20 protein-coding genes and 1 tRNA gene are annotated in these 21783 nt (G+C 45.1%); 3 read left to right on the forward strand and 18 right to left on the reverse strand.

What is annotated here, in order from left to right:
- Nucleotides 1–73: 73 nt before the first annotated feature.
- Nucleotides 74–661 (forward strand): porin family protein, encoded by a 588-nt coding sequence (locus tag GWR56_RS07315; protein WP_162430475.1) that lies wholly within the window; start codon nucleotides 74–76, stop codon nucleotides 659–661.
- A 433-nt stretch (nucleotides 662–1094) separates the two neighbouring features.
- On the opposite strand, the gene GWR56_RS07320 is transcribed toward GWR56_RS07315, so the two are convergent.
- Nucleotides 1095–1206 (reverse strand) — tRNA-Asp (locus GWR56_RS07320).
- Nucleotides 1207–1358: 152 nt separating this feature from the next.
- On the opposite strand from GWR56_RS07320, the gene GWR56_RS07325 reads away from it, so the two are divergent.
- A complete protein-coding gene (locus GWR56_RS07325; RefSeq protein WP_067063623.1) occupies nucleotides 1359–1835 on the forward strand; it encodes an Lrp/AsnC ligand binding domain-containing protein in 477 nt (158 codons plus the stop codon).
- 79 nt (nucleotides 1836–1914) lie between these two features.
- Here the strand turns inward: GWR56_RS07325 and GWR56_RS07330 are convergent, their stop codons facing one another.
- A complete protein-coding gene (locus tag GWR56_RS07330) occupies nucleotides 1915–3891 on the reverse strand; it encodes a thiamine pyrophosphate-dependent enzyme (protein ID WP_162430476.1) in 1977 nt (658 codons plus the stop codon).
- 58 nt (nucleotides 3892–3949) lie between these two features.
- On the opposite strand from GWR56_RS07330, the gene GWR56_RS07335 reads away from it, so the two are divergent.
- A complete protein-coding gene (locus GWR56_RS07335; RefSeq protein ID WP_162430477.1) occupies nucleotides 3950–4798 on the forward strand; it encodes a DUF4198 domain-containing protein in 849 nt (282 codons plus the stop codon).
- Between the two features lie 41 nt (nucleotides 4799–4839).
- Here the strand turns inward: GWR56_RS07335 and GWR56_RS07340 are convergent, their stop codons facing one another.
- From GWR56_RS07340 to GWR56_RS07415, 16 genes are all read right to left on the reverse strand, one after another.
- Nucleotides 4840–5388: a dihydrofolate reductase family protein gene (locus tag GWR56_RS07340; protein WP_162430478.1), complete on the reverse strand. Its 549-nt coding sequence runs from the start codon at nucleotides 5386–5388 to the stop codon at nucleotides 4840–4842.
- Complete coding sequence (locus tag GWR56_RS07345; protein ID WP_162430479.1) at nucleotides 5381–6772, reverse strand: LutB/LldF family L-lactate oxidation iron-sulfur protein; 1392 nt, start codon at nucleotides 6770–6772, stop codon at nucleotides 5381–5383. Before GWR56_RS07345 ends, GWR56_RS07340 begins: the two co-directional genes overlap by 8 nt.
- A 142-nt stretch (nucleotides 6773–6914) precedes the next feature.
- On the reverse strand, nucleotides 6915–8495 hold the full coding sequence (locus GWR56_RS07350; protein ID WP_162430480.1) for a M28 family peptidase: 1581 nt from the start codon (nucleotides 8493–8495) through the stop codon (nucleotides 6915–6917).
- Nucleotides 8496–8525: 30 nt separating this feature from the next.
- Nucleotides 8526–8963, reverse strand: coding sequence for a ribose 5-phosphate isomerase B (gene rpiB, locus GWR56_RS07355; protein WP_162430481.1), 438 nt, complete (start codon nucleotides 8961–8963; stop codon nucleotides 8526–8528).
- A gap of 76 nt (nucleotides 8964–9039) precedes the next feature.
- A complete protein-coding gene (gene tatC / locus GWR56_RS07360) occupies nucleotides 9040–9897 on the reverse strand; it encodes a twin-arginine translocase subunit TatC (RefSeq protein WP_162430482.1) in 858 nt (285 codons plus the stop codon).
- Nucleotides 9898–9970: 73 nt separating this feature from the next.
- Entirely contained in the window at nucleotides 9971–11305 is a 1335-nt protein-coding gene (gene accC / locus GWR56_RS07365) for an acetyl-CoA carboxylase biotin carboxylase subunit (protein ID WP_162430483.1), read from the reverse strand.
- Nucleotides 11306–11394: 89 nt separating this feature from the next.
- Nucleotides 11395–11880: an acetyl-CoA carboxylase biotin carboxyl carrier protein gene (gene accB / locus GWR56_RS07370; protein WP_162430484.1), complete on the reverse strand. Its 486-nt coding sequence runs from the start codon at nucleotides 11878–11880 to the stop codon at nucleotides 11395–11397.
- Nucleotides 11881–12041: 161 nt separating this feature from the next.
- Nucleotides 12042–13031: a beta-ketoacyl-ACP synthase III gene (locus tag GWR56_RS07375; RefSeq protein WP_162430485.1), complete on the reverse strand. Its 990-nt coding sequence runs from the start codon at nucleotides 13029–13031 to the stop codon at nucleotides 12042–12044.
- 11 nt (nucleotides 13032–13042) lie between these two features.
- Complete coding sequence (plsX, locus tag GWR56_RS07380) at nucleotides 13043–13981, reverse strand: phosphate acyltransferase PlsX (RefSeq protein ID WP_162430486.1); 939 nt, start codon at nucleotides 13979–13981, stop codon at nucleotides 13043–13045.
- A gap of 14 nt (nucleotides 13982–13995) precedes the next feature.
- Nucleotides 13996–14187 carry a 50S ribosomal protein L32 gene (gene rpmF / locus GWR56_RS07385; protein ID WP_082855913.1) on the reverse strand — a complete coding sequence of 64 codons (192 nt, stop codon included), beginning with the start codon at nucleotides 14185–14187 and terminating at the stop codon, nucleotides 13996–13998.
- A 17-nt stretch (nucleotides 14188–14204) separates the two neighbouring features.
- On the reverse strand, nucleotides 14205–14726 hold the full coding sequence (locus GWR56_RS07390) for a DUF177 domain-containing protein (RefSeq protein WP_162430487.1): 522 nt from the start codon (nucleotides 14724–14726) through the stop codon (nucleotides 14205–14207).
- A gap of 382 nt (nucleotides 14727–15108) precedes the next feature.
- Nucleotides 15109–16734: a M1 family metallopeptidase gene (locus tag GWR56_RS07395; protein WP_162430488.1), complete on the reverse strand. Its 1626-nt coding sequence runs from the start codon at nucleotides 16732–16734 to the stop codon at nucleotides 15109–15111.
- Nucleotides 16735–17472: 738 nt separating this feature from the next.
- Nucleotides 17473–17844 carry an ASCH domain-containing protein gene (locus GWR56_RS07400; RefSeq protein WP_162430489.1) on the reverse strand — a complete coding sequence of 124 codons (372 nt, stop codon included), beginning with the start codon at nucleotides 17842–17844 and terminating at the stop codon, nucleotides 17473–17475.
- Nucleotides 17841–19340 carry a PIN domain-containing protein gene (locus GWR56_RS07405; RefSeq protein ID WP_162430490.1) on the reverse strand — a complete coding sequence of 500 codons (1500 nt, stop codon included), beginning with the start codon at nucleotides 19338–19340 and terminating at the stop codon, nucleotides 17841–17843. The genes GWR56_RS07400 and GWR56_RS07405 overlap by 4 nt, the downstream gene beginning before the upstream one ends.
- On the reverse strand, nucleotides 19324–19857 hold the full coding sequence (locus GWR56_RS07410; protein ID WP_162430491.1) for an ATP-binding protein: 534 nt from the start codon (nucleotides 19855–19857) through the stop codon (nucleotides 19324–19326). The genes GWR56_RS07405 and GWR56_RS07410 overlap by 17 nt, the downstream gene beginning before the upstream one ends.
- 669 nt (nucleotides 19858–20526) lie before the next feature.
- A complete protein-coding gene (locus GWR56_RS07415; RefSeq protein WP_162430492.1) occupies nucleotides 20527–21708 on the reverse strand; it encodes a heparan-alpha-glucosaminide N-acetyltransferase domain-containing protein in 1182 nt (393 codons plus the stop codon).
- Nucleotides 21709–21783: the final 75 nt, after the last annotated feature.

The following is a 21783-nucleotide window of genomic DNA, read 5'->3' on the forward strand; positions in this document are numbered from 1 at the left end:
TGGCGCGAAGTGTTAAAGTTTAAACAACTTAGCGCATCTAACGTTTTAATTATCAAACTTTAAATTAATACCCATGAAAAAATGTTTGTTAAGCGTAGCTATACTATGTGTAGCGGCAATAAGCGCTAAGGCGCAATTTTCTTTAGGTGCCAAAGCAGGCATCAATTTCTCTAAAATTAGTACCGATAACGTAAAGGAATCTACCGTGGCAGGTTACCAGGCCGGTTTATTTGCGCGTTTTGGCAGCAGCCTGTATCTGCAGCCCGAACTTTACTTAGGCAGCAGCGGCGGTAAGTTCGATTTTAACAGCAATGGCAGTACCGTAACTTCTGATGGCAAAGTAACTTTCACCAGCTTAAATGTGCCGCTGCTAATTGGCAAAGGCTTTGGTGGCGATAATCTTAACGTGAGGATAATGGCCGGGCCAATATTCAGTTACATATTGGATAAGAACCAAAATTTTAGCGATAATGTAAGCGGAGCCTACAACGATTTTGGTAACTACAAAAAAAGCACCCTGGGCTACCAGGTAGGTGGCGGTATTGATATTGGCCACATAACCGCCGACCTGCGTTATGAAGGCGGCCTCACCAAAATAAACGAAAACTACGGCCAGCGCCAGAACTTATGGGCGTTAAGCGTAGGGTTTAAATTCTTTTAAGTGATATAATAATTCAAAAACAATGCGAGGATCCCGGTGAGCAGCCGGGATTTTTTTGTTTGTAATATTAAACACCAAATGCTATGGAATAGTAAAATATCAGATCCGAATTCTACAGTCAAGATTCATTTTTTCGATATTACTTTATTAATTGATTTAGGTAACCCTTTTACATAAGTAAAGCCCCTGATGGGCAGGGGCCTTTACTAACCAATTATAAACCTAAATTATGAGAAGAGGCTGTAGGAGAAGGGGTCGAACCTTCAAAGAGTGGTTATTCTTATTGCTAAGAGTTTCCCATGATCTCCGCCACCGCGACAAGGAGGTGTGTCTGCCAAAAATTTCACCATCCTACAGGATATAAGCTTAAGTTTAAAGTCGAAAGTTCAAAGTCTTTAAACTTTTCACCTTTAACTCTCTACTTAAGAACTTGCTGTTGGGGAAGGGTTCGAACCTTCACAGAGTGGTTAGCCCGCTTCGGGTTTCCCATATTCTCCGCCACCGGGACAAGGAGGTGTGTCTGCCAAAAATTTCACCACCCAACAAGTTTGTTTTTTTAAAGAACGATAGCGCAATTGTCATTTGCTTTATACAAATCTAAAGGAGTTGGCACTTTCTTGCAAATATTTCAACAAAATATTTTTATTTTTACTTTTATTATAATTATACTTGTATTTGAATATAGATATTTAAAATTATGCCTCACAGGAAACCTCAAAATTTAGAAATTGATAATCTGGATATACAGATATTATCGATATTGATGAAAAATGCGACTACTCCATACACCGAAATCGCAAAGGAATTGATAGTTTCTGGCGGGACCATACACGTGCGGATGAAAAAATTGGAGGAGATGGGTGTAATAAAGGGTGCCAGCCTTGAAGTAAACCCACAAAAGCTTGGTTATGATGTAACCGCTTTCCTGGGGATATTCCTTGAAAAAGGTTCGCAGTATAACGAAGCTGTGAAGCAATTAAAAATGGTGCCCGAAATTGTAGAACTGCATTATACTACCGGCAGCTGGAGCATTTTCGCAAAAATTGTTTGCCATGATACCAACCATCTGCGCGAGGTTTTGAACGAAAATATCCAAAGTGTAAAAGGCATACAGCGCACCGAGACATTTATATCATTAGAGGAAAGCATAAAAAGACAAATAACGCTCGATTAAGCGTTAACGGTTGCAGCTTATAAAACGCAGCATTTTTAGAAGTGCCGCATTTTTATTTTTTATGAAAGCAAAACGGCTTTTAAAACTTCAAAAGGGTATCCATAGTTTCCTCTAACCTCGCCTTTGCCAGGAATTGGTCTTCAAGGGCTTTGTTCATAGGTATAGCCGTATCAAGGCTGGCACAACGCATTACAGGCGCATCCAGGTATTTAAAGCAATGCTCACCTATGTAGGCGGCTATTTCACCACCGAAGCCGCTGGTGAGCGTATCTTCGTGCAGTATAAGTACTTTCGAGGTTTTTTTTACGGTTTGTACAACTGCATCCTTATCCCAGGGTTGCAGGCTGCGCAGGTCAAGTATCTCAATTGACTGATCAGGGTGGTTATCGGCATAAGCTATGGCCCAGTGCACGCCAAGCCCAAAGGTAATAATGCTGGCCCTGGTGCCCTCGCGCACCACCCGGGCCTTACCTATCTCCACGTAGTAATCGTCATCAGGCACGTTGCCGCTCATGCTGCGGTACAGGTTTTTGTGCTCGAAGTATATTACCGGGTTAGGGTCGTCCACGGCCGACATGAGCAGGCCCTTGGCATCGTCCGGAAAGGCGGGGTAAACTACCTTTAACCCCGGCGTTTTTGTAAACCAGGCCTCGTTAGTTTGCGAATGGAATGGCCCTGCACCGCTGCCCGCGCCTGTGGGCATGCGTATAACCACATCAACCGTTTGGCCCCAGCGGTAATAAGTTTTAGCCAGGTTGTTCACTATCTGGTTAAAACCGCAGGTAACAAAATCGGCAAACTGCATTTCAACAATGGCCTTATAATCATTTATGGCCAGGCCCATAGCCGCGCCCACCACGCCCGATTCGCAAATTGGGGTGTTTCGCACCCTGTCTTTGCCAAATTCGTCAACAAAGCCCTGGGTTATTTTAAAGGCGCCGCCATATTCGGCAATATCCTGCCCCATAATAACCAGGTTGTTATGCATGCGCATGCTTTGCCTCAAACCGTCGCTTATGGCATCAATATAGCGCTTGTTGGTGCTTACCTCTGAAGGGGTATGTCGCGGCACGTTATATAAGCGGTACATGTTCTGCACCTCGGTTTGTAAATGAGGGATAATATCCGGTTCGCTGAAAACCTTTTCCACCTCGGCGTCAATAAGGGTGGTGAATTCGTTTCTCAGGTAGGGCACCCATTCCTGCCGCAGTACGCCTTCATCAAGTAAAAACTTTTCAAAGCAATCCAGCGGGTCCTTTTGCTTCCATTCGTCAAACAAGTGCTGCGGAACATATTTGGTGCCCGAGGCTTCCTCGTGTCCCCGCATTCTGAAGGTCATGCATTCTATCAGCACCGGGCGTGGGTTTTCACGTAACTCGTTAGCCAGCTCGTTTATGGTATGATAAACCTCCAGTACGTTGTTTCCATCAATGCGGCGGCCTTCCATGCCATAGCCAACAGCCTTGTCAACTATCGACGTGCACCGGTATTGCTCATTAACCGGGGTCGATAACCCGTAGCCATTATTTTCAACCAGGAAAATAACGGGCAAATCCCAAACGGCGGCAATATTAAGCGCTTCATGAAAGTCGCCTTCGCTCGTAGCGCCTTCGCCGGAATAAACCAGCGTAACTTTTTTATTGTTCTTTAATTTATCGGCAAGTGCTATGCCATCTGCCAGGGCCAGCTGCGGGCCAAGATGCGATATCATGCCGATGATCTTATACTCCTGTGTGCCAAAGTGGAATGATCGGTCGCGGCCTTTGGTAAAGCCCGATGCCTTGCCCTGCCACTGCGCCATTAAACGCGATATGGGGATATTGCGCGTTGTAAATACGCCCAGGTTGCGGTGCATGGGCAGGATATACTCATCGGCATTAAGGGCTAAAGTGCTGCCAACAGCAATAGCTTCCTGCCCTATGCCCGAGAACCATTTGCCAATACGGCCCTGCCTGAGCAGAATTAACATCTTCTCTTCGACCAGGCGGGGCAATAACAGTTTCTTATAAAACGTTATCAAACCGTCGTTATCTATCTTTTTCCGGTCAAAAATCATCAGGTAAAGCTAAGAAGTTTTTAAAACTTTGTATGTTTGAACAATCCATCTTGTCGCTATGAAGCACTTTTACGTTAAATTACTTATAATGTTGTCGTTTTTTGGTTTGGTAGCTTTTATACCCGACCATTTTTTGATGCCCGAGAACTTTTACCTGCATAAAGGCGATAAATTTAACCTGCACCTGTTAACAGGCGAAAACCTGGTTAAAGAGCGCGAGGTGCCTTACACTACCACGCAAACCACTAAATTTATGATCTATGAAGGGTCGAAAAAAACCGATCTTTCCAAGATAACTAAAAATGACGCTTTGCCGCTGTTAAATTACAACCTGCAGGACGACGGCCTGGTAATGGTTGAAATGAACACCAACGAATTGAATGAGATACCACGCGAGGACTTTATACCATACCTTACCGAGCAGGGCTACGACGAAATAGCCGATAAGTTAAAAAACAGCAACGCGCTTAATTTTACCGAAAAGTACAACCGTTATTTAAAAACCCTGATAACAGTTGACGAGCCGCGCGGTAACGCCTACGAAAAAGTTTTAGGAGACGATTTTGAGATCATCCTGAAGCATAACCCGTACAAACTTAATTATGGCGACGGGCTTACCGGGCAGGTGTTTTTTAAAGGCAAGCCATTTACCGGGCAGGTAATGCTGTATATTAAAACGGCATCGGGCAATGTGTACCCGCAAAAATTTACCAGCGATGCATCGGGCAAAGTGTATTTTAGCGTTACGCGCGAGGGGATATACCTGCTAAGGGCTACGCGGTTTGAGGCCTCAAAGGGTAAAGACGCCGATTACGAATCGTGGGTGGCCAGCTACACTTTCGCGTTCAGCAATCATAACGACGAGCCTAATACCTATAAGGAGTTTGGCTTTGGCGATAAGCATTAACGTTGTTGAGGAAAACACCACAACGCGCAGCTAAGGGTTAGCTATCCAAGAAACGGGAGCTTTTGCGGGTCGAACCAGGGTTTCAGTTCATACCTGACTTGCAGCAGCCCCGTATTATAAGCTTTCTGATCTATAAGCGTCAGCGCCACTCTTTCTTTAATATCTTTAAACAACGGCTTCCCCGCGCCTAAGATCAGCGGGTGGATCGAGAGCATCAGCTCTGTTACCAAACGTTTTTTCATAAAAGCTGTTACCAGTTCAGCACCGCCAAATAACCAGATATCGCCGCCATCGGCTTCCATAATTTCTGCAACGGCGCTTTCAAAGTTTTCACTCGAAATAACCGTGATCTCCTCACCCGGTTGGGGTACCAGCGTATCCGAAAACACGTACATGTGCTTAACCGGGAACATACCGGTATCGCTGCGGATAAGCTCGAAGCTTTTACGTCCGATAAAGATAGTATCGGTGTTGGCATAAAACGCTTCCATACCATAGTCCTGGTCGTCAAGGCACCAATCGTACTCGCCGTTAGGCCCTTCAATAAAACCATCAAGGCTTACTGCAACATTTAAAATTATTTTACGCATGTTTATCAGGCCTGGTTTCCTCTTTCCACATCTGGCTAAACGATTTTTGAGCAACCTCCGGCATTTGTTTATAATGTCCCCACGATTTTTTGAAGAACAGCTTCATCATTCGATTTTTCATTTTACCACTAAAAAAATCGGTAAGGCTACGTTTTAGCATCCCTTTTTTCCATCCGGCCCAGCCCCACTTTTCAACAGTTGGCGCCAAGCCCTCATTAACCGCGTCGCGCCGGTTCAGCAGCAGCATTTTGTGGATATCTATTTTTACCGGGCAAACCTCGGTGCACTTGCCACAAAGGCTGGATGCATAGCTAAGGTGCTTAAATTCTGCCATCCCGCGCATGTGGGGCGCAATAACCGAACCTATAGGCCCGCCGTAGGTGGTATCATAGGTATGGCCGCCAATATTCTGAAAAACCGGGCAAACGTTAAGGCACGACCCGCAGCGTATGCAGTATAAACCCTGGCGCTGTTCTTTTTGTGCCAGCAGGTTGGTGCGCCCGTTATCAAGCAACACCACATACATTTCGTCGGGGCCGTCAGTTTCATGGGCCTGGCGGGGGCCGCTGAGTATCGTGTTGTAAACCGTTAAGTTTTGGCCGGTGCCGTGTGTGGCCAGCATAGGCCAAAACGTGTCCAGATCGGCCATTGACGGTATCATTTTTTCGATACCCACTACGGCAATATGTATTTTAGGGAAACTGGTTGTTAAACGCGCGTTGCCTTCGTTCTCGGTAATGCAGATGCTGCCGGTATCGGCTATCAGGAAATTTGCGCCGCTGATGCCTGCATCTGCCTGCAGGTATTTTTCGCGCAGCAACTCACGGGCTTTTTGCGTAAGCTGCTCGGCGGTACTATCCAGCGGGCTGCCAAACTTTTCGTTAAATAATTTAGCGATATCCTCAATAGATAAGTGCATGGCCGGGGTAACCATATGGTAGGGTTCCTGGCCAAGCAGCTGCACAATGTATTCGCCAAGGTCGCTTTCAAGCGATTCTATACCATGCTGCTCCAAAAATCCATTTAAATGGATCTCCTCGGTAGCCATTGACTTTGACTTGATAACGGTTTTAGCACCTGCTTTTTGAAGGATGTTCAGGATCTCGCGGTTAGCTTCTTCGGCATCATTCGCCCAGATAACCTTACCCCCCCGTTTCTGGAAGTTCGATTCAAACTCGGGCAAAAACTTGTCAAGGTTTTCCATCACCTTCCACTTAATGGTATGCCCCTTTCTTTTGGTGTTTTCGAGGTTGATCATACGCGATCGCCCGCGGTTAAATGCAATATCGTACTTATCAATATTTTTATTGATGATGCTACGATGGTCCATCTCAAACGCCTTTTGTTCCGAGGCTACCAAAAATTCTTCAGCGGTGCTTCCCATTTATGCGAAAATAAACAAACCAATTAACAGATGTAACAATTGTTAAAAATACAGGTTTAAAAATGCAAAACTATATGCAGCGGACTCTATTAATAAAAAAAGCGGCTGTTAAGCCGCTTTAGTATTATCATTTCAGATACTTTTATTTCGATGGGGTGGCCGGTTTTACATCAACCACCGGGCGGGCATCGCGGTTAGCAAGTTCCCAGCCGGTAAAAAATGCAAGCTGCGCACGTTTAACCAATAACGGGAAGTTTATTTTACTTACTTCATCGCCAGGGGCGTGATAATCTGCATGCACCCCGTTAAAATAGAATATAATTGGCACGCCGTAACGGGCAAAGTTATAATGATCTGAACGGTAGTAAAAACGGTTTGGATCGTTTGGATCGTCGTATTTATAATCCAGTTTCATTTTGGTGTAGGTGTTATTTGCTTCCTCGCCAATTTTATGCAGGTCGGTGCTTAGCATAGCCGAACCGATAGAATAAACGTAGTTTGCAGAATCGGGCTTGCCAACGTATTCTTCGCCAACCCGGCCGATCATATCTATGTTCAGGTCGGCAATGGTGTTAGCCAATGGGAACACCGGATGATCGGTATACCATTCTGAACCCAACAGGCCTTTTTCCTCGCCAACGTTGCCCAGGAAAAGCACGCTGCGGCGCGGGCCCTTACCATCTTTTTTTGCCTGCGAAAAAGCACGGGCAATTTCAAGGATACCGGTTGTACCAGAACCATCATCATCGGCACCGTTGTTAACTTTATCAGTTGCACCTGGCTTGGTTACCAAACCAATATGATCGTAGTGGGCCGAAAACACCAGCACCTCATTCTTTAGCTTAGGGTCTGAACCTGGCATAAAGCCTAAAACATCAACCGCTTTAACATCGGTTTTTGTTGAGGTTGCAGATACGCTGGCCGTGGTTTTAATAACCTGCGTTTGTTTTGCGGTAGCTGCTGCTGCCTTAAGGTCGGCGAATGTTTTGCCGGTTGCTTTAACAGCGGCATCGGCAACAGGGCCGGTTACCATAAACACAGGCGATACCACATCAGCTGCGGCTGCTTCGCCTTTTTTTAGTGATATACTGGCAGAACCGCTTGGGTTTACGCCGTTAAAACGCGCAAGTAACTTTGATAAGCCTTCGTTAACGCCTAATATTAAAGCCGGTTTTTTAGCCTGCATAGCTTTAACTATAGCCTGGCGCGCAGTGCTCATACGGTAGCTTGTATTAGCAGTTTTGCCTTCTTCGGGTTTGTCCTCGTTTATCCAAAGTACCACTTTGCCGGCAAGGTCAGCGCCTGCTATCTCATCAGCAGTGCCATAGCCTACAAATACGATTTCGGTAGCATTTACCTTTAAATCACCGTTCGAACCCTGGAAAACAAAATCTTTCCAGTTGGTAAAATCCTGCCCGTTTATGTTTAAAGCGCTAACGGTTAGCGTACTTTGGGTTAACGGTACTTCTAAGAAATACGAGCCTTTAACCGGGGCTTGCAGACCTAATCTTTTAAATTCGGCAGCAATGTAATTGGCGGCTTTTTCCGCACCCGGCTTACCGGTTTCGCGGCCCTCAAATTCGTCAGATGCTAAAATGCTCAGGTGCTTCCTGGCATCGGTTGGATTGATCACCTTGCTGTACTTAAGCGCGGTTGGGTTTTGTTGGGCACAGGCGGTGGCCGTAAATGCCAGCCCCGTGATCCATAGTGATAGTTTTTTCATTTAAATTTTAATAATGGGTCAGTTTATCTTTTAGCAGCCAATCTTGTTAACGCGGTTTGCATGGCGCCCGCCTTCAAATTCCTCTGTCAGGAATATTTCTATAATGGTTTTGGCATCCTCAATTGATACATGGCGGGCTGGTATGCAAAGCACATTTGCATTGTTGTGTGTACGTGCCGGGATAGTTACATCGGGTTTCCAGCATAACGCCGCACGTATGCCCCGGTGTTTATTGGCCGTCATGGCCACGCCATTGGCGCTGCCGCAAAGCAGTATGCCATAGTCGGCCTCGCCGGCTTCAACGGCGTTGGCAACCAGGTGGGCAAAATCGGGGTAATCGGCCGATTCGGAAGAGTAAGTGCCGTGGTCGGTAAATATGATATTATCACCAAACATGCCTAAAATGGCCTGCTTATACTCAAAGCCGGCATGGTCGGCGCCAATGGCTATTTTTAACCCTTTTTTCATCAACCCAAATTTATAATAATATTGCGTTGCCGAAGGTAAAGATTTTGTTGGAAATAGAATAAGCTAACCTCACTAATTACAGCGCGTTTTCGCGTGCTTTTTTACGCTTTTCAACAACACCGGCAACCAGGATACCTATCTCATAAAGAATGAACAGCGGGATGCTGACCACGGTCATGGTCATCATATCGGGTGTAGGCGTTACCACTGCCGCTATGATCAGGATGATCACTACCGCGTAACGGCGCGTATCGCGCATAAACTTGGCGGTAAGGATGCCTAATGATGACAGCACATACACTAAAATTGGCAGTTCAAATACAATACCTGTTGCCAGGGTAAGGGTAGCAACAGACGACAGGTAGGAATCGACGGTAAACTTATTCTCGATTTGGGAGCTAACGGTAAACCCGGCAAGGAAATTTATCGACTCGGGCGTGATCACATAATAGCCGAACAAAACACCGAGGATAAATAAAAAGGAAGCGTATATAACAAACCCCGATGCAGCCTTGCGCTCTTTTTCGTGTAAGGCGGGGCGGATAAAACGCCAGATCTCCCAAAGTAAATACGGGAAACCAAGTGTTATACCTATCAGAAGCGCCGAGTTGATCATCAGCGTGAACTGCCCGGCCATCTCGGTATTAAGCAGGCTTATGTTGATCTTATTGATGCAAAAACCATCGCGGTGAAGCAAATCTCCCAGGTGGCACAACATGCGATAGGTCCAAAAGCTGGGCTTACTTGGGCCCATGATAATGGTATCGAAGATAAAATCGTAGAAATAAAAAGCTAAACACGTAAAAATTACAATGGCGATGGCCGAACGCACCAGGTGCCAGCGTAGGGCTTCCAGGTGATCAAAGAACGACATCTCGGCCTCCATGTTCTGGCCTTTTTCTTTTATTGCTTTTATAAGTTTGTTATCGCTCATTGCCTTTTATTCAGCACTATTAACGCCGAAATACTATTTACGTTGTATTAACCCCCAAAAGATTTTTTTAATATTAATATTCGAACGTTTCCATGAATTTGGTGGTGAAATTCCCGGCACGGAAGTTAGGGTCCTGCAGCAGTTTTAAATGGAACGGAATAGTGGTTTTAACACCCTCTATCACAAACTCGCTTAACGCACGCTCCATGGTCGATAAGGCCTCATCGCGTGTTTGCGCCATGCAAATAACCTTGGCAATCATTGAATCGTAATTCGGCGGGATTATGTAGCCGCTGTAAACGTGCGTATCTACGCGTACACCATGGCCACCCGGCGAGTGAAAGTTTGTTATTTTACCCGGCGAAGGGCGGAAGTTGTTAGCAGGGTCTTCGGCGTTTATACGGCACTCAATGGCATGCATGGTTGGCTCGTAATTTTTGCCTGATATTGGTATACCTGCAGCCACCTTTATCTGTTCTTTTATCAGGTCGAAATTGATCACCTCTTCGGTAACCGGATGTTCAACCTGTATACGGGTGTTCATCTCCATAAAGTAGAAGTTCCGGTTCTTGTCAACCAAAAACTCCACCGTACCGGCACCTTCGTATTTAACGGCTTTTGCCCCTTTAATAGCGGCATCGCCCATTTTTTTACGCAGTTTTTCTGTCATAAACGGCGAGGGGGCTTCTTCCACCAGTTTTTGATGGCGGCGTTGTATGGAGCAGTCGCGCTCAGATAAATGGCAAACTTTGCCGTACTGGTCGCCCACTACCTGTATCTCGATATGGCGCGGGTCTTCCACGTATTTTTCGAGGTAAAGGCCATCGTTACCAAAGGCCGCGCCCGATTCGGCACGCGCGCTATCCCATGCGTTTTCAAATTCGCTGTCTTTCCAAACAATACGCATACCACGGCCGCCACCGCCGGCTGTTGCCTTTAGTATAACCGGGTAACCTATTTTGTTGGCAATGTTAATGCCTTGCTTTACATCAGTCAATAACCCTTCTGAGCCCGGAACGATAGGCACGCCCGCTTTCTTCATGGTTTCTTTTGCCGAAGCTTTATCGCCCATCCGGTTGATCTGATCAGAGGTAGCGCCAATAAACTTAATGCCATACTCGGCGCAAATAGCCGAAAACTTAGCGTTTTCTGATAAAAAACCGTACCCCGGGTGTATTGCGTCGGCATTCGTAAGCTCGGCTGCCGATATAATATTTGGGATATTTAAGTAGGAGTCGCGGCTTGCCGGGGGGCCAATACATACAGCTTCATCGGCAAAGCGCACGTGTAAACTATCACGATCGGCGGTTGAGTATACAGCTACCGTTTTAATGCCCATCTCTTTACAGGTACGAATGATTCGCAAGGCAATTTCACCCCGGTTAGCTATTAATATTTTTTTAAACATCTTTATTAATTTGAAAATTTGAAGATGTGCTAATTTGAAAATGACAGATCTGAATTTTCAAATCTTCAAATCAGCTAATTATCAAATTATTATTTAGGTTCTACTAAAAATAAAGGTTGGTCGTATTCTACCGGCGATGCGTTATCTACAAGTACTTTAACGATACGGCCCGAAACTTCCGACTCGATCTCGTTGAACAGTTTCATAGCTTCGATGATACAAAGCACGGTGCCGGCGCTTATTTCGTCGCCTACGTTTACAAATAAAGGCTTATCTGGCGACGACGAGCGGTAGAAAGTACCAATCATCGGCGATTTGATGGTGATGAGGTTTGAAGTCTCGGCAACCGGTGCTGCTGCTTCAGGAGCAGGCGCCGCGGCAGGCAGGCTTGCGGGCTGCGGTGCAGATGCCGCCGCAAGCGGCTGTGGCTGCTGCACAGGAATTGAAGCATTTACATAAGTTGGCGCTTCGTTTGTTTTTATAGTGATCTTAAAATTTTCCTGCTCGATAGAAACTTCGTTTACGCCTGATTTTGATACAAAGCGTATAAGGTCCTGAATCTGTTTAATATCCATAATAGCGATAATTGGTTTGGATAAAAGTATTTATAAATATGCAAATATGCGGATGTGCAAATATGCAGATGATTAAAGTGAATTAGTTATTTAACACGTACAATTTTAAGATGTTTTAATTAAAAATCTGCATATCTGCACATTTAAAATCTGCACATCTGCTAATAAGCCCATTTTAAATAAATAGAACCCCAGGTAAACCCGCCGCCAAATGCAGCCAAAATAAGGTTGTCGCCTTTTTTAAATTTGTCTTCCCACTCCCATAAACATAGCGGTATGGTGCCGTTTGTGGTGTTACCGTAGCGCTCAATGTTAACAATAACCTTATCGGCCGTTAAGCCTGTGCGGTTAGCGGTGGCATCAATAATGCGTTTGTTGGCCTGGTGTGGTACCAGCCAAGCAACATCATCTGCGGTAAGGTTGTTGCGCTCCATCACTTCGGCTGCAACATCGGCCATGTTGGTTACGGCAAACTTAAATACGGCCTGGCCTTCCTGGTAGGCGAAATGCTCTTTGTTGGCAACTGTTTCGTGCGTGGCCGGACTAACCGAGCCGCCCGATTTCTGGTACAACAGCTGCGAGCCCGCGCCGTCGCTTTTTAAAACGGAATCGATGATACCGTAGCCTTCGGTGTTGGGTTCAAGCAGGGCGCAGCCGCAGCCATCGCCAAATATGATACAGGTAGCACGGTCTTCGTAATTGATAATGGACGACATTTTATCGCCGCCTACTACCAGTACCTTGGTGTGCTTTCCGCTTTCGATAAACTGGGCGCCTGTTGCCAGGCCAAAAATAAAACCCGAGCAAGCCGCCTGCAGATCGTATCCCCAGGCGTTTTTAGCGCCAATTTTGTGGGCCAGTATGTTTGCAGTAGCCGGGAAAGGAAGATCGGGGGTGGTGGTGCAAAAAATAATCAGGTCTATCTCTTCGGCGCTTATGCCGCGCTTTTTTAATAAGCCCTGTACAGCAGGAACGGCCATATCAGAGGTGCCGAGGCCTTCGCCCTTTAAAATCCTTCGCTCTTTAATGCCGGTACGACTGGTGATCCACTCATCATTGGTATCCACCATTGTTTCCAGTTCCTGGTTGGTTAACACGTACTCGGGTACGTAACCATTTACAGCGGTAATAGCAGCATGAATTTTGCTCATTCTATGTTTTTTTACTGAAAAGCCAGTTTAATTTTGTCTATAAGATTGGTCTCGATCATGTTTCTTGACAGCAGCACCATGTTTTTAATAGCCTCGGGGCTTGATATGCCGTGGCCAACAACAACAGGCGCGTTAACGCCAAGTATAGGGCTGCCGCCGTATTGCTCGTAGTTAAAGCGGTCAAAAAATTCGTCTTTAAATCGTTTTTTTAAGGTAATAACGTAAAAAGATTCGGCAAGTTTCAGAATAACGTTGCCGGTAAAACCGTCGCACACAACAACATCGTTATTGTCTTCAAAAAGGTCGCGCCCTTCAATATTGCCAACAAAGTTAAACAGGCTGGTGGCTTTCATTAAAGGGTAGGTGCCCTGTAAAAGCAGGTTGCCTTTTTCTTCCTCTTCGCCAATATTCATCAGCGCAACGCGGGGGTTTGCAATGCCGTAAATTGATTGGGCAAGCAGGCTGCCTAACACACCAAACTGTAAAAGCACATCGGGCTTGCAATCGGCGTTGGCGCCTACATCTAATAAAATACCCAAACCGCCTTTAAGTTTGGGTATAATGGTTGTCATGGCCGGGCGTATTACACCGGGTATGGTTTTTACGCTAAACATACTGCCTACCAGCATGGCACCGGTATTACCTGCCGACGAAAATGCCTGTATGGCACCCTCTTTAAGCAGGTTAAACCCAACGCTGATGCTGGAGTCTGGCTTTTGTACAACGGCCTTTGTGGGGTGTTCGCCCATGCCAATTACTTCGGTTGTGTGCACAAACTCGAAGTTATCTGGGCTAAAATTATTTTCGTGAAGAATGCTTAGGGCTGTATCCTTGTCGCCAATAAGCACAAGTTTTTGCCCGGCAACCAAAACCTTGCTGGCTTCAATTGCTCCTAAAACGGCTGCCCTGGGGGCGTAATCGCCGCCCATAATATCTAAGCCAATCTTCATTTCAGAAAATTAACTTAAACTGCTACAGCCTTTTCGATAAGAATTTTTCCGTTGAAGTAAACGTTACCATCAACAGTGTAAGCCCTGTGTGGCAGGTGTACCGCACCAGTAGTTTGGCAAGTAGTTAAAGTAGGCGCTTCGGCTTTGTAATGCGTTCTGCGTTTATCTCTTCTTGATTTTGAAATTTTCCGTTTTGGATGTGCCATAACTTTTAGTTATTATATTATTTTAATTTTTTGAGGGCTTCCCATCTCGGGTCAGTGCTCTCAGTTTGTTCATCATTTGCCGAAAGCTTGTTTAAGTTTTCCAGCATTTCCCTGTCACAATATTCGGTGTTGCCCTCGTTACCGCAGGTAGCAATAAACGGCAAGGCAACATTTACATATTCGTATATCAGCCCGGCAACCGCAATCTCATGATCGTTTTTGCCAAGGGTAATAATCTCATCATCCTCGCTCATTGTTTCATCGCTGAACCGGGCTATCTGCTGTTCGTGTATATCCATCGGTTGCGGATAATCGGCCAGGCATTTATCGCAGGTTGCGCCAACGGTGCCCTTAATGTCAAAATTAAGTATCAGCATCGTTTCCTGCTTTTCCAGTTCAACCTTACATAAAAGGTTAGCTTTTTTAACCAGCGAGTAATCAAACTCGGCAAAAAAAGCATCGGTTATTTCGTATTCAAAATAATGCTTACCCAGCTTAAGGCCGGTAAAAGGTATTGAATATGTTTTTAGCGATTTCAATGAGCAACAATTAGCCCGCAAATGTAGGTAAATTTCTGAAAACCGGAAAGTGTTTTTTTTAATTGGATTTTAGCGTGGTGAGGGGCAGAAAGCTAAAAGGCGAAAGCTAAAAGATTACATTAAAGTTTCGCTCTTGAGAAAGGTTAGGGTGTATTTTAATATCGAACATTGAATGATGAACGAAAAACTTCGGTGTTTAACATTCAGAATTCATTATTCGATATTATTGGCAACTATAGCCCGTAACTTAAACGAGATTAGTCGTAAAGGATGGGTCATACCTTTTTTCCAACCCCTCCCTGCCACTACACTGCCGGCCGCACCCCTCCCGTGGGGAGGGAATCATTATCAAAACGTTCTTTGATTACCCGCATACGCATCCTTACCGCAGCGTAACTTTTTTATAATACCAGCCCCTCGGATCGATAACCGGCGGGGTTTTGCTTTTGATGGCAAAGCGCGTGGTTTTGCCGGCGGTGGTAGTATGCAGCATGCCTTTATCGGTCATGATATCCAGCGGAAGGTCCATCGGGCTGTTTTTGATGGTGAGGTAATAGTTTTCGGGGCCGGTTTGCACCAGCTCAAACTCCATAAAATTTAGGGTGTACAGGTAAAAATCAAACAGCGGCTTTAAGTTTTTGCCCGATTGGGCCGAGTAATACCGCTCTACCTCGTCGGTAGTAAAGTATTTATTGTAAGGGTATTTAACATCAACAATAAACTTTTTAAGCGCCGGAAAAAATACCTCGTCCCCCAAAACATATCTTAACGTATGCAGCAAAAACGCCCCCTTGCTGTACATGTCGGTGTTATAATTGGAGTTTAAATACTCGCTCTGGCCGGGGATGATGACCGGTTTTAACCCGCGGATGCCCGCCCGCTGCCTGATCATTACCGAATCATACCCCGCTTCGCCGCGCTTATCCAGGAAGAACAAGGCCTCGGCATACGTTGCCGACCCTTCCTGGATCCACATGTGCGACCAATCGTAATTGGTTACCTTATTTGCCCACCACTCGTGCGCGTACTCGTGAAACATCTCGCCCGAAAACTCAAGTCCGCCGGGGTATTCATCATACTTAAACTTGCCGCTATAAGTAACCATGGTTTGGTGCTCCATGCCCGAGTTCGGCACTTCGGCTATGCCTATCTTCTCGCGGTACCAGGGGTACTCGCCATAGTATTTTTCCATCATACGGGTATCGCGCACCCGCATATCCAGCACCTTGCTGGCCTGCGCGGTATCCTGCTCCAACACATAAAACTGGATGGGTACCGTATGCCCGTTAACGGTGGTGTAAGGGCGACTGTACACCTTGTACTTGCCGATATTAAACACCACTGTGTAGTTGCTGATGGTGTAATTGGTTTTCCAATGCCAGGTAGCCTCGTTGTTTTTAGCAGCTTTTACGCCTTGCAGCAAACCCGGCCCTGCTACCGATAACCCTTTGGGGATGGTGATAAACAGGTCGACCCCCTCGTTTGGTTCGTCGCTGGGGTGATCTTTACAAGGGTAGTAAAGTTTGGCGCCCTGCAGCTGCACATTTATAGATACCCACGGGTTGCCTTGCTTATCGGTTTTCCAGGTGAAGCCGCCGATCCAGGGCGGGCGGGTGCCCTCGGGTGGTTCGCCGCCGTAATAAATACGTACCCGCTGTCTGCCTGCCTTAAAGCCGTTTTTGTTGATGATGAGTACCGAATCGCCAACCTGCTTAAAAGTATTGCCGCTGCCGTTAACCAGCGTTTTGTGTACCGTAAGCAGGTGCACCAGGTCGAACAGCAAAGTATCTGTAGCCTTAGAAAGCACCAGGTCGATCTCGGCATAGCCATCAATGGTGTGCTTTTGAATATCCACCCGCAGCGACAGCGTATTGTGGCGGATATCCATAATTGCCTGCAGCGGCCGCAGCGGCCCGCCCGAGTTTACATAACTAACATCGCGGCTTTGCGCAAACAGCGCTGCCGATGCACCGCACCATAAAACAACTAAGGCAAGTATCTTTTTCAAAACAGACCGGTTAATCCACTAAATATAGGGTTTGTTGCTGAAAGGTGAAAGCGGGAGCCAAAGTTCCCCTCTTGAGAGGGGTTAGGGGTGTGTTGAAAGCTCGAATGTCATGGCGAGCCTGTCGAGCCATTAGCCACGCGTACAAGTCTTCGACAAGCTCAGACTGACATTTGTGTGAGATGTTCCCCTCTTGAGAGGGGTTAGGGGAGTGATGAAAGCTCGAATGTCATGCTGAGCCTGCAAACCATTAGCCGCGTGAACAGGTCTTCGACAAGCTCAGACTGATATTTCTGCGGGTAGTCCCCTTCTTGAAAGGGTTGGGAGTGGGAGTAATCTCCAATGTCATGGTGAGCCTGTCGAACCATTAGCCGCGTGTACAGGTCTTCGACAAGCTCAGACTGACATTTCTGCGGGGTGTTCCCCTCTTGAGAGGGGTTAGGGGTGGGTTAATGGAGGTAAAGGCGAAAGGTAAGAGAGCAGGTAAAGTTCCCCTCCCTTCATTATTCGATATTTAACATTCAGTGTTCAATATTTAAACGAATATAAGCTACTTAATGCCATTGAGGATTAGGGAGAGGTTTATAAAGCGATTGGTAAAGCAATGCCTGTGTTACATCGGATAAGCCAGTCCCGCTATGTGCTTATACTACACCGGCTTTAGGCGCGAAGGCAGGTATCGCTGCTATCGGGTTTAAGGATTTGTATTAACGCGATTAATTTATTTGTAAGTATTTGTTCCTATATATAGTATGCAAAAGATTGTGGAGGTAGAAGATTATAATCTTCTTTTAAACATCTCGAATTCTCGTAAGTTGTTGTGTTTTTTATACGGATTGCATAGCCATCTTTTTTTTCTTTAAAATACTGGAAAAAAAAATCTTCGGTAATTCCCGATTCTTGTTTCGTTAACTCCCATAGTAGTTTTTTATCACACTTCAATATCTCTTCGATTTCAAACTCCCCGATAACCCGCTGCACGGGAGAAGATGCGTAAACGATAACTTGTTTGACTAGGGGGTTTTTAAATATGGCTTTCCTAAATTCAAAGCGTTTGGTTCCATTGAAAATTTTGAACGCGAATTCAGGTTTAATAGATAATACGACTTTCATAAGTTCCTCGAATATTTTACAATATTATCAAAATCTTGCTGACTAATCCTGCTAAATCCACGTGGAACGCTATTGACGTCAGCAATAACCTGGTTATCGATCAGCCATTTTAAGTTTGGTCTTCTTTTAAACGAACCGACGTAGAGAAAGTTCACAATAAATGGATGATTGCCTGGTTGATGATTCCAATGTTTCACCAATTCTTCGTCGGTGAATACGCTGCGCTTGCGGCACAACCGGATAAACGTCCTCACGTCTGGGATGTCAGTAATTATTGATTCGACCACACCAACAGTCGTCGCAACACCAACATGATAACCGCCGGTACGGTAAAAAACAAGTCGGTCGCCAGGTTGTAGACCACGTTCCCATGAACGGGATATATACACTTTGCTGATAGCGTTTCGATGTGGCTCATTCTCAACAAAATCCTTCGGGCTTTCAGTCCGGAGAATCGAATCCGGGAACAATTCAGTATGATAATCAGGATAAATAGGGGCAATAAAAATGTCGCTATCATCTGATATGTAAGGATATCCTATTTTTGGGTGGGCTTTGTCAATTATGGCTGCGCTTCCAAATGGTTTGGTGTAAACTTTTTCGATGCCATTTCCACTTGTCTTATCACCGTAAAATGTGAAACCGTAGTCCTCAAGTAAAGAAATGAGTCGTTCATGTTCGGTGGTCTTATCAAAAACCGTAACATATATTTCATCGACTTTATTGACCAGCGCATTATCGAAAATTATCTTCAAAAACCGTTCACCGATTTTAAATCCATTCGCGGTTACTTTTAGCGTCCCCACTTTCAATCGTTTTCTACGTGAAAATGATGGCGTTATATCTGCATAATTTTCATCCGCACCCTCTACCTTTATATATAAGAAGGCGCTTAAAGTACTGTCCTGAAAACATACGTAGCAAGTTTCATCAGACTTTTTAATGAACCAACTATCAAACTCCGCATAATCCTCACGAAATGAGTTAAAAAACGAATCCGTTAGATTTACTTCGCCGAAATACTGCTTTTTAACGGCGAGTACCGTATAATCGACTAAGTTTGGATTCTCTGCCGCCGCCTTTTCTAAATATTCGTCAATTTTGAATATTTTAGAACTGATTCCAAGTAGGCTACCTTTGGTATGAATATTCTTGTCCTCAGTAATTATAAAATCTACGCGACCCGAGTATACTTCATTTAGCAGTTGCGTATCTACACGATCATTTTGCGTTTTATCTAATGTGGCAGATAACTTTTGTACCTCTTCAGCCAAAGGTGCGATCGTTTTGAGTATATTATAATTGCCGATCTTAACATTCATTCGTTTAACAGCTTGCTCATTGCCATAATTATTCAATTCGGTAACAGTAGCTGGATGAATGCACTTTTCGATCTTTAGACGGTCAAGCCAATTAAAAAGGAAACCGATATCTTCGTTTTGCAAACGTTCCGCCTCACGGTGTATTATAATATTGGTGTCAAGCAAGGCTCTCATGAATTTGTTTTATTAAGTTGTTAAGATTGTTGGCTTTTTTATCGAAAATAAATAATGGAACGTTGAGGCAGACGGCGATCTCGTTTGCATAACTCGCCTCTCGTTCCTGCATCAGTTCTAACACTTCGGTATCATAAATCTTATGATCTCTTTGTTCTAAGGTTGCTTTAATCACAGATATCGAACCAGTAACTAAGATAAGAGCTATCGGATTTATTTTTATAAAAGTCTCCATTGGTACTGGTATCACTTGATTATCCATATTAAACAAACAATAATGACCGTCAAGGAGATAGACTTTGCCCGATTTTATAGTAGCTTCAAGTCCATTAATTAGCCGATTTTGAGTATCGGAAATATTAACAACTTTTTTATTCTTAGCATCAACATTAATATCGGTCCATTTGAGAACTTCGCTGGCTGAGAGGTAGCTTATAGATAATGCATGTGTTATTTCACGACACAGGGTGCTTTTTCCAACACCATGTATGCCGCCTGCAAAAATGATTTGCTTCATCTTTTGTGTGATAAGGTTATCTCAAATATAAACTTTTGTTACCAATTACAAAGTTCAACCAAGAAACATCCAATAGAAAAACCATCGTGTTAAAGGTCGGTAGAAAAAACAATGGAATGGTATTCATGTGCCGTAGGTAAAGTACCTTGCAATGTTGTGTGCTACGGCACGCTAAATATTTTACCGGCGGTTTCTACCGAGCTTTAGCATCTGCGATGCTGTCTAATAGTTTGAAATCACAAGCCGATGTCCCTCCGCTCCCGCAAGCGCCCCTCTTTTGGTTATATGCACAAACCTGCCACATCTAAACCCGGTTGCAGCGGATACCTGCCTTCGCGCCTAAGGCCTGCCGGCGTATAAGCGGAAAACGGGGCTGCCGCAACCGAAGGCCCACAACAGCACCTTTACAAAGCCCTTGAAAACCTTGCTTATTTAACAAAGATTACAAACCCCTCGCTGCCTTTACACCCACCGGCCGCATCCATCCCGGGGAGGGTGTTGTAACGCTTCGTAAAAACGCCTAAAAAAGTTCAATATCAGCCAAAAAACAGGTAAACGTTTCATAAAAATGGTGACACGATCGTGTCATCATGCAAAAACGTTAATGCCTCATTACCAGGTGTTCACGAGTGTTCACGGTGTTCACGTGCGCCGAACGTGAACACCTGGTTATATCTTGAGCCGTACGTTTATTTTTTGCAGCAGGCCGGTTAGCCACACCATTATAAACGAAAAGATGACGCATTTGATGAGTCCGCCGGTGCCCTGGTCAAAGTATTCGGGGTAGCCCAGGTCGGTCATTTGGTAAAGGGGGTAAAACAAAAAGGGCAGCAGGTAGCAGGTAAAGGTGTTGGTGCCCGCGGGTTCTATCACCTTAAACCAATGAAACTTGTGCTTAAAATCAACCAGGAAGATAAAAAATGCGTACAGTACCAAACTGATGCCGGTACATATGAGCACCCACGAGGGGGTATCGCGCATTTTTGAGATGCCGCCGCTAAAGTAGCGTACTATAAAGCCCAGGTTAAACAGTATTACCGCAATAAGCAGCAGGCCCACCCAAAGCATCTTGATTTCTTTATTTTGGTTTAGGCGCATATACATTACCGATACAAATACGCCTGCCATTGTAAAGGCCTGCATAGCGCCGTTGCCGGCTATCCACATGTATTTTTGTATGCCGTTCAGAAAATTCAGCATCCCAAAGTGGAAATCGATATTGAAGAACATGAAGAAGATCCAGGCGGCGGCCTGCACCCATAATACGCCGTTGCTGTAGTAGTAAATTAACCCGCACACCAGGTACGACCACCCGATAAGCCCCAGTATGCCCCACCAGGTTAAATGCAGCCAAGGGTGGTTTGGGTCGGTACTCTTGTAAAGGATGCACATGGTTGCCAGCAGTGCTATGCCAAAACCCTGCAACAGGTATCGCGTTCGCCCCGATTTTTTGCTGTAATCTAAAAAGATAAAGAAGAAGCTGAAGGTGGCCAGGCTTTCCCAAACGGGTTGTGGTAACAGGGTGGCAGGGTCGTTATAGGTTTCCATATTGGCGTGGAAAAACCCAATAAACACCAGCGCGAAAGACCGGGTAACAATGCGCAGGGGCAGCTTGGCATCCTGGTTATACAGGCGTTTTTTAAACGCGTAGGGTATTGATAAGCCTACGATAAATAAAAAGGCGGGGAAGATGGTATCGGCAAGTCCTAAAGCGTCGGCATTTACATCTGCATGTTTGAGCCATACAGGGGTGTTTGGCACTCCATCCAGATCATTTACAAAGATCATCAGGAACATGGTAACCGCACGAAACGCATCAATTGACCTGATGCGGTTAATTAAATTACTCATTAAACAGGAAAAAGTATTTTTACAGATAAATGTTTTATTTAACGGCAATTAAATTAAAACAGTATCGGTAAGGGG

The organism is Mucilaginibacter sp. 14171R-50 (assembly GCF_010093045.1).
GTDB lineage: Bacteria > Bacteroidota > Bacteroidia > Sphingobacteriales > Sphingobacteriaceae > Mucilaginibacter.

Coding starts and splice junctions, on each gene's coding strand:
- GWR56_RS07315 (WP_162430475.1), top strand. CDS start 74: ATGAAAAAATGTTTGTTAAGCGTAGCTATACTATGTGTAGCGGCAATA.
- GWR56_RS07325 (WP_067063623.1), top strand. CDS start 1,359: ATGCCTCACAGGAAACCTCAAAATTTAGAAATTGATAATCTGGATATA.
- GWR56_RS07330 (WP_162430476.1), bottom strand. CDS start 3,891: ATGATTTTTGACCGGAAAAAGATAGATAACGACGGTTTGATAACGTTT.
- GWR56_RS07335 (WP_162430477.1), top strand. CDS start 3,950: ATGAAGCACTTTTACGTTAAATTACTTATAATGTTGTCGTTTTTTGGT.
- GWR56_RS07340 (WP_162430478.1), bottom strand. CDS start 5,388: ATGCGTAAAATAATTTTAAATGTTGCAGTAAGCCTTGATGGTTTTATT.
- GWR56_RS07345 (WP_162430479.1), bottom strand. CDS start 6,772: ATGGGAAGCACCGCTGAAGAATTTTTGGTAGCCTCGGAACAAAAGGCG.
- GWR56_RS07350 (WP_162430480.1), bottom strand. CDS start 8,495: ATGAAAAAACTATCACTATGGATCACGGGGCTGGCATTTACGGCCACC.
- rpiB (WP_162430481.1), bottom strand. CDS start 8,963: ATGAAAAAAGGGTTAAAAATAGCCATTGGCGCCGACCATGCCGGCTTT.
- tatC (WP_162430482.1), bottom strand. CDS start 9,897: ATGAGCGATAACAAACTTATAAAAGCAATAAAAGAAAAAGGCCAGAAC.
- accC (WP_162430483.1), bottom strand. CDS start 11,305: ATGTTTAAAAAAATATTAATAGCTAACCGGGGTGAAATTGCCTTGCGA.
- accB (WP_162430484.1), bottom strand. CDS start 11,880: ATGGATATTAAACAGATTCAGGACCTTATACGCTTTGTATCAAAATCA.
- GWR56_RS07375 (WP_162430485.1), bottom strand. CDS start 13,031: ATGAGCAAAATTCATGCTGCTATTACCGCTGTAAATGGTTACGTACCC.
- plsX (WP_162430486.1), bottom strand. CDS start 13,981: ATGAAGATTGGCTTAGATATTATGGGCGGCGATTACGCCCCCAGGGCA.
- rpmF (WP_082855913.1), bottom strand. CDS start 14,187: ATGGCACATCCAAAACGGAAAATTTCAAAATCAAGAAGAGATAAACGC.
- GWR56_RS07400 (WP_162430489.1), bottom strand. CDS start 17,844: ATGAAAGTCGTATTATCTATTAAACCTGAATTCGCGTTCAAAATTTTC.
- GWR56_RS07405 (WP_162430490.1), bottom strand. CDS start 19,340: ATGAGAGCCTTGCTTGACACCAATATTATAATACACCGTGAGGCGGAA.
- GWR56_RS07410 (WP_162430491.1), bottom strand. CDS start 19,857: ATGAAGCAAATCATTTTTGCAGGCGGCATACATGGTGTTGGAAAAAGC.
- GWR56_RS07415 (WP_162430492.1), bottom strand. CDS start 21,708: ATGAGTAATTTAATTAACCGCATCAGGTCAATTGATGCGTTTCGTGCG.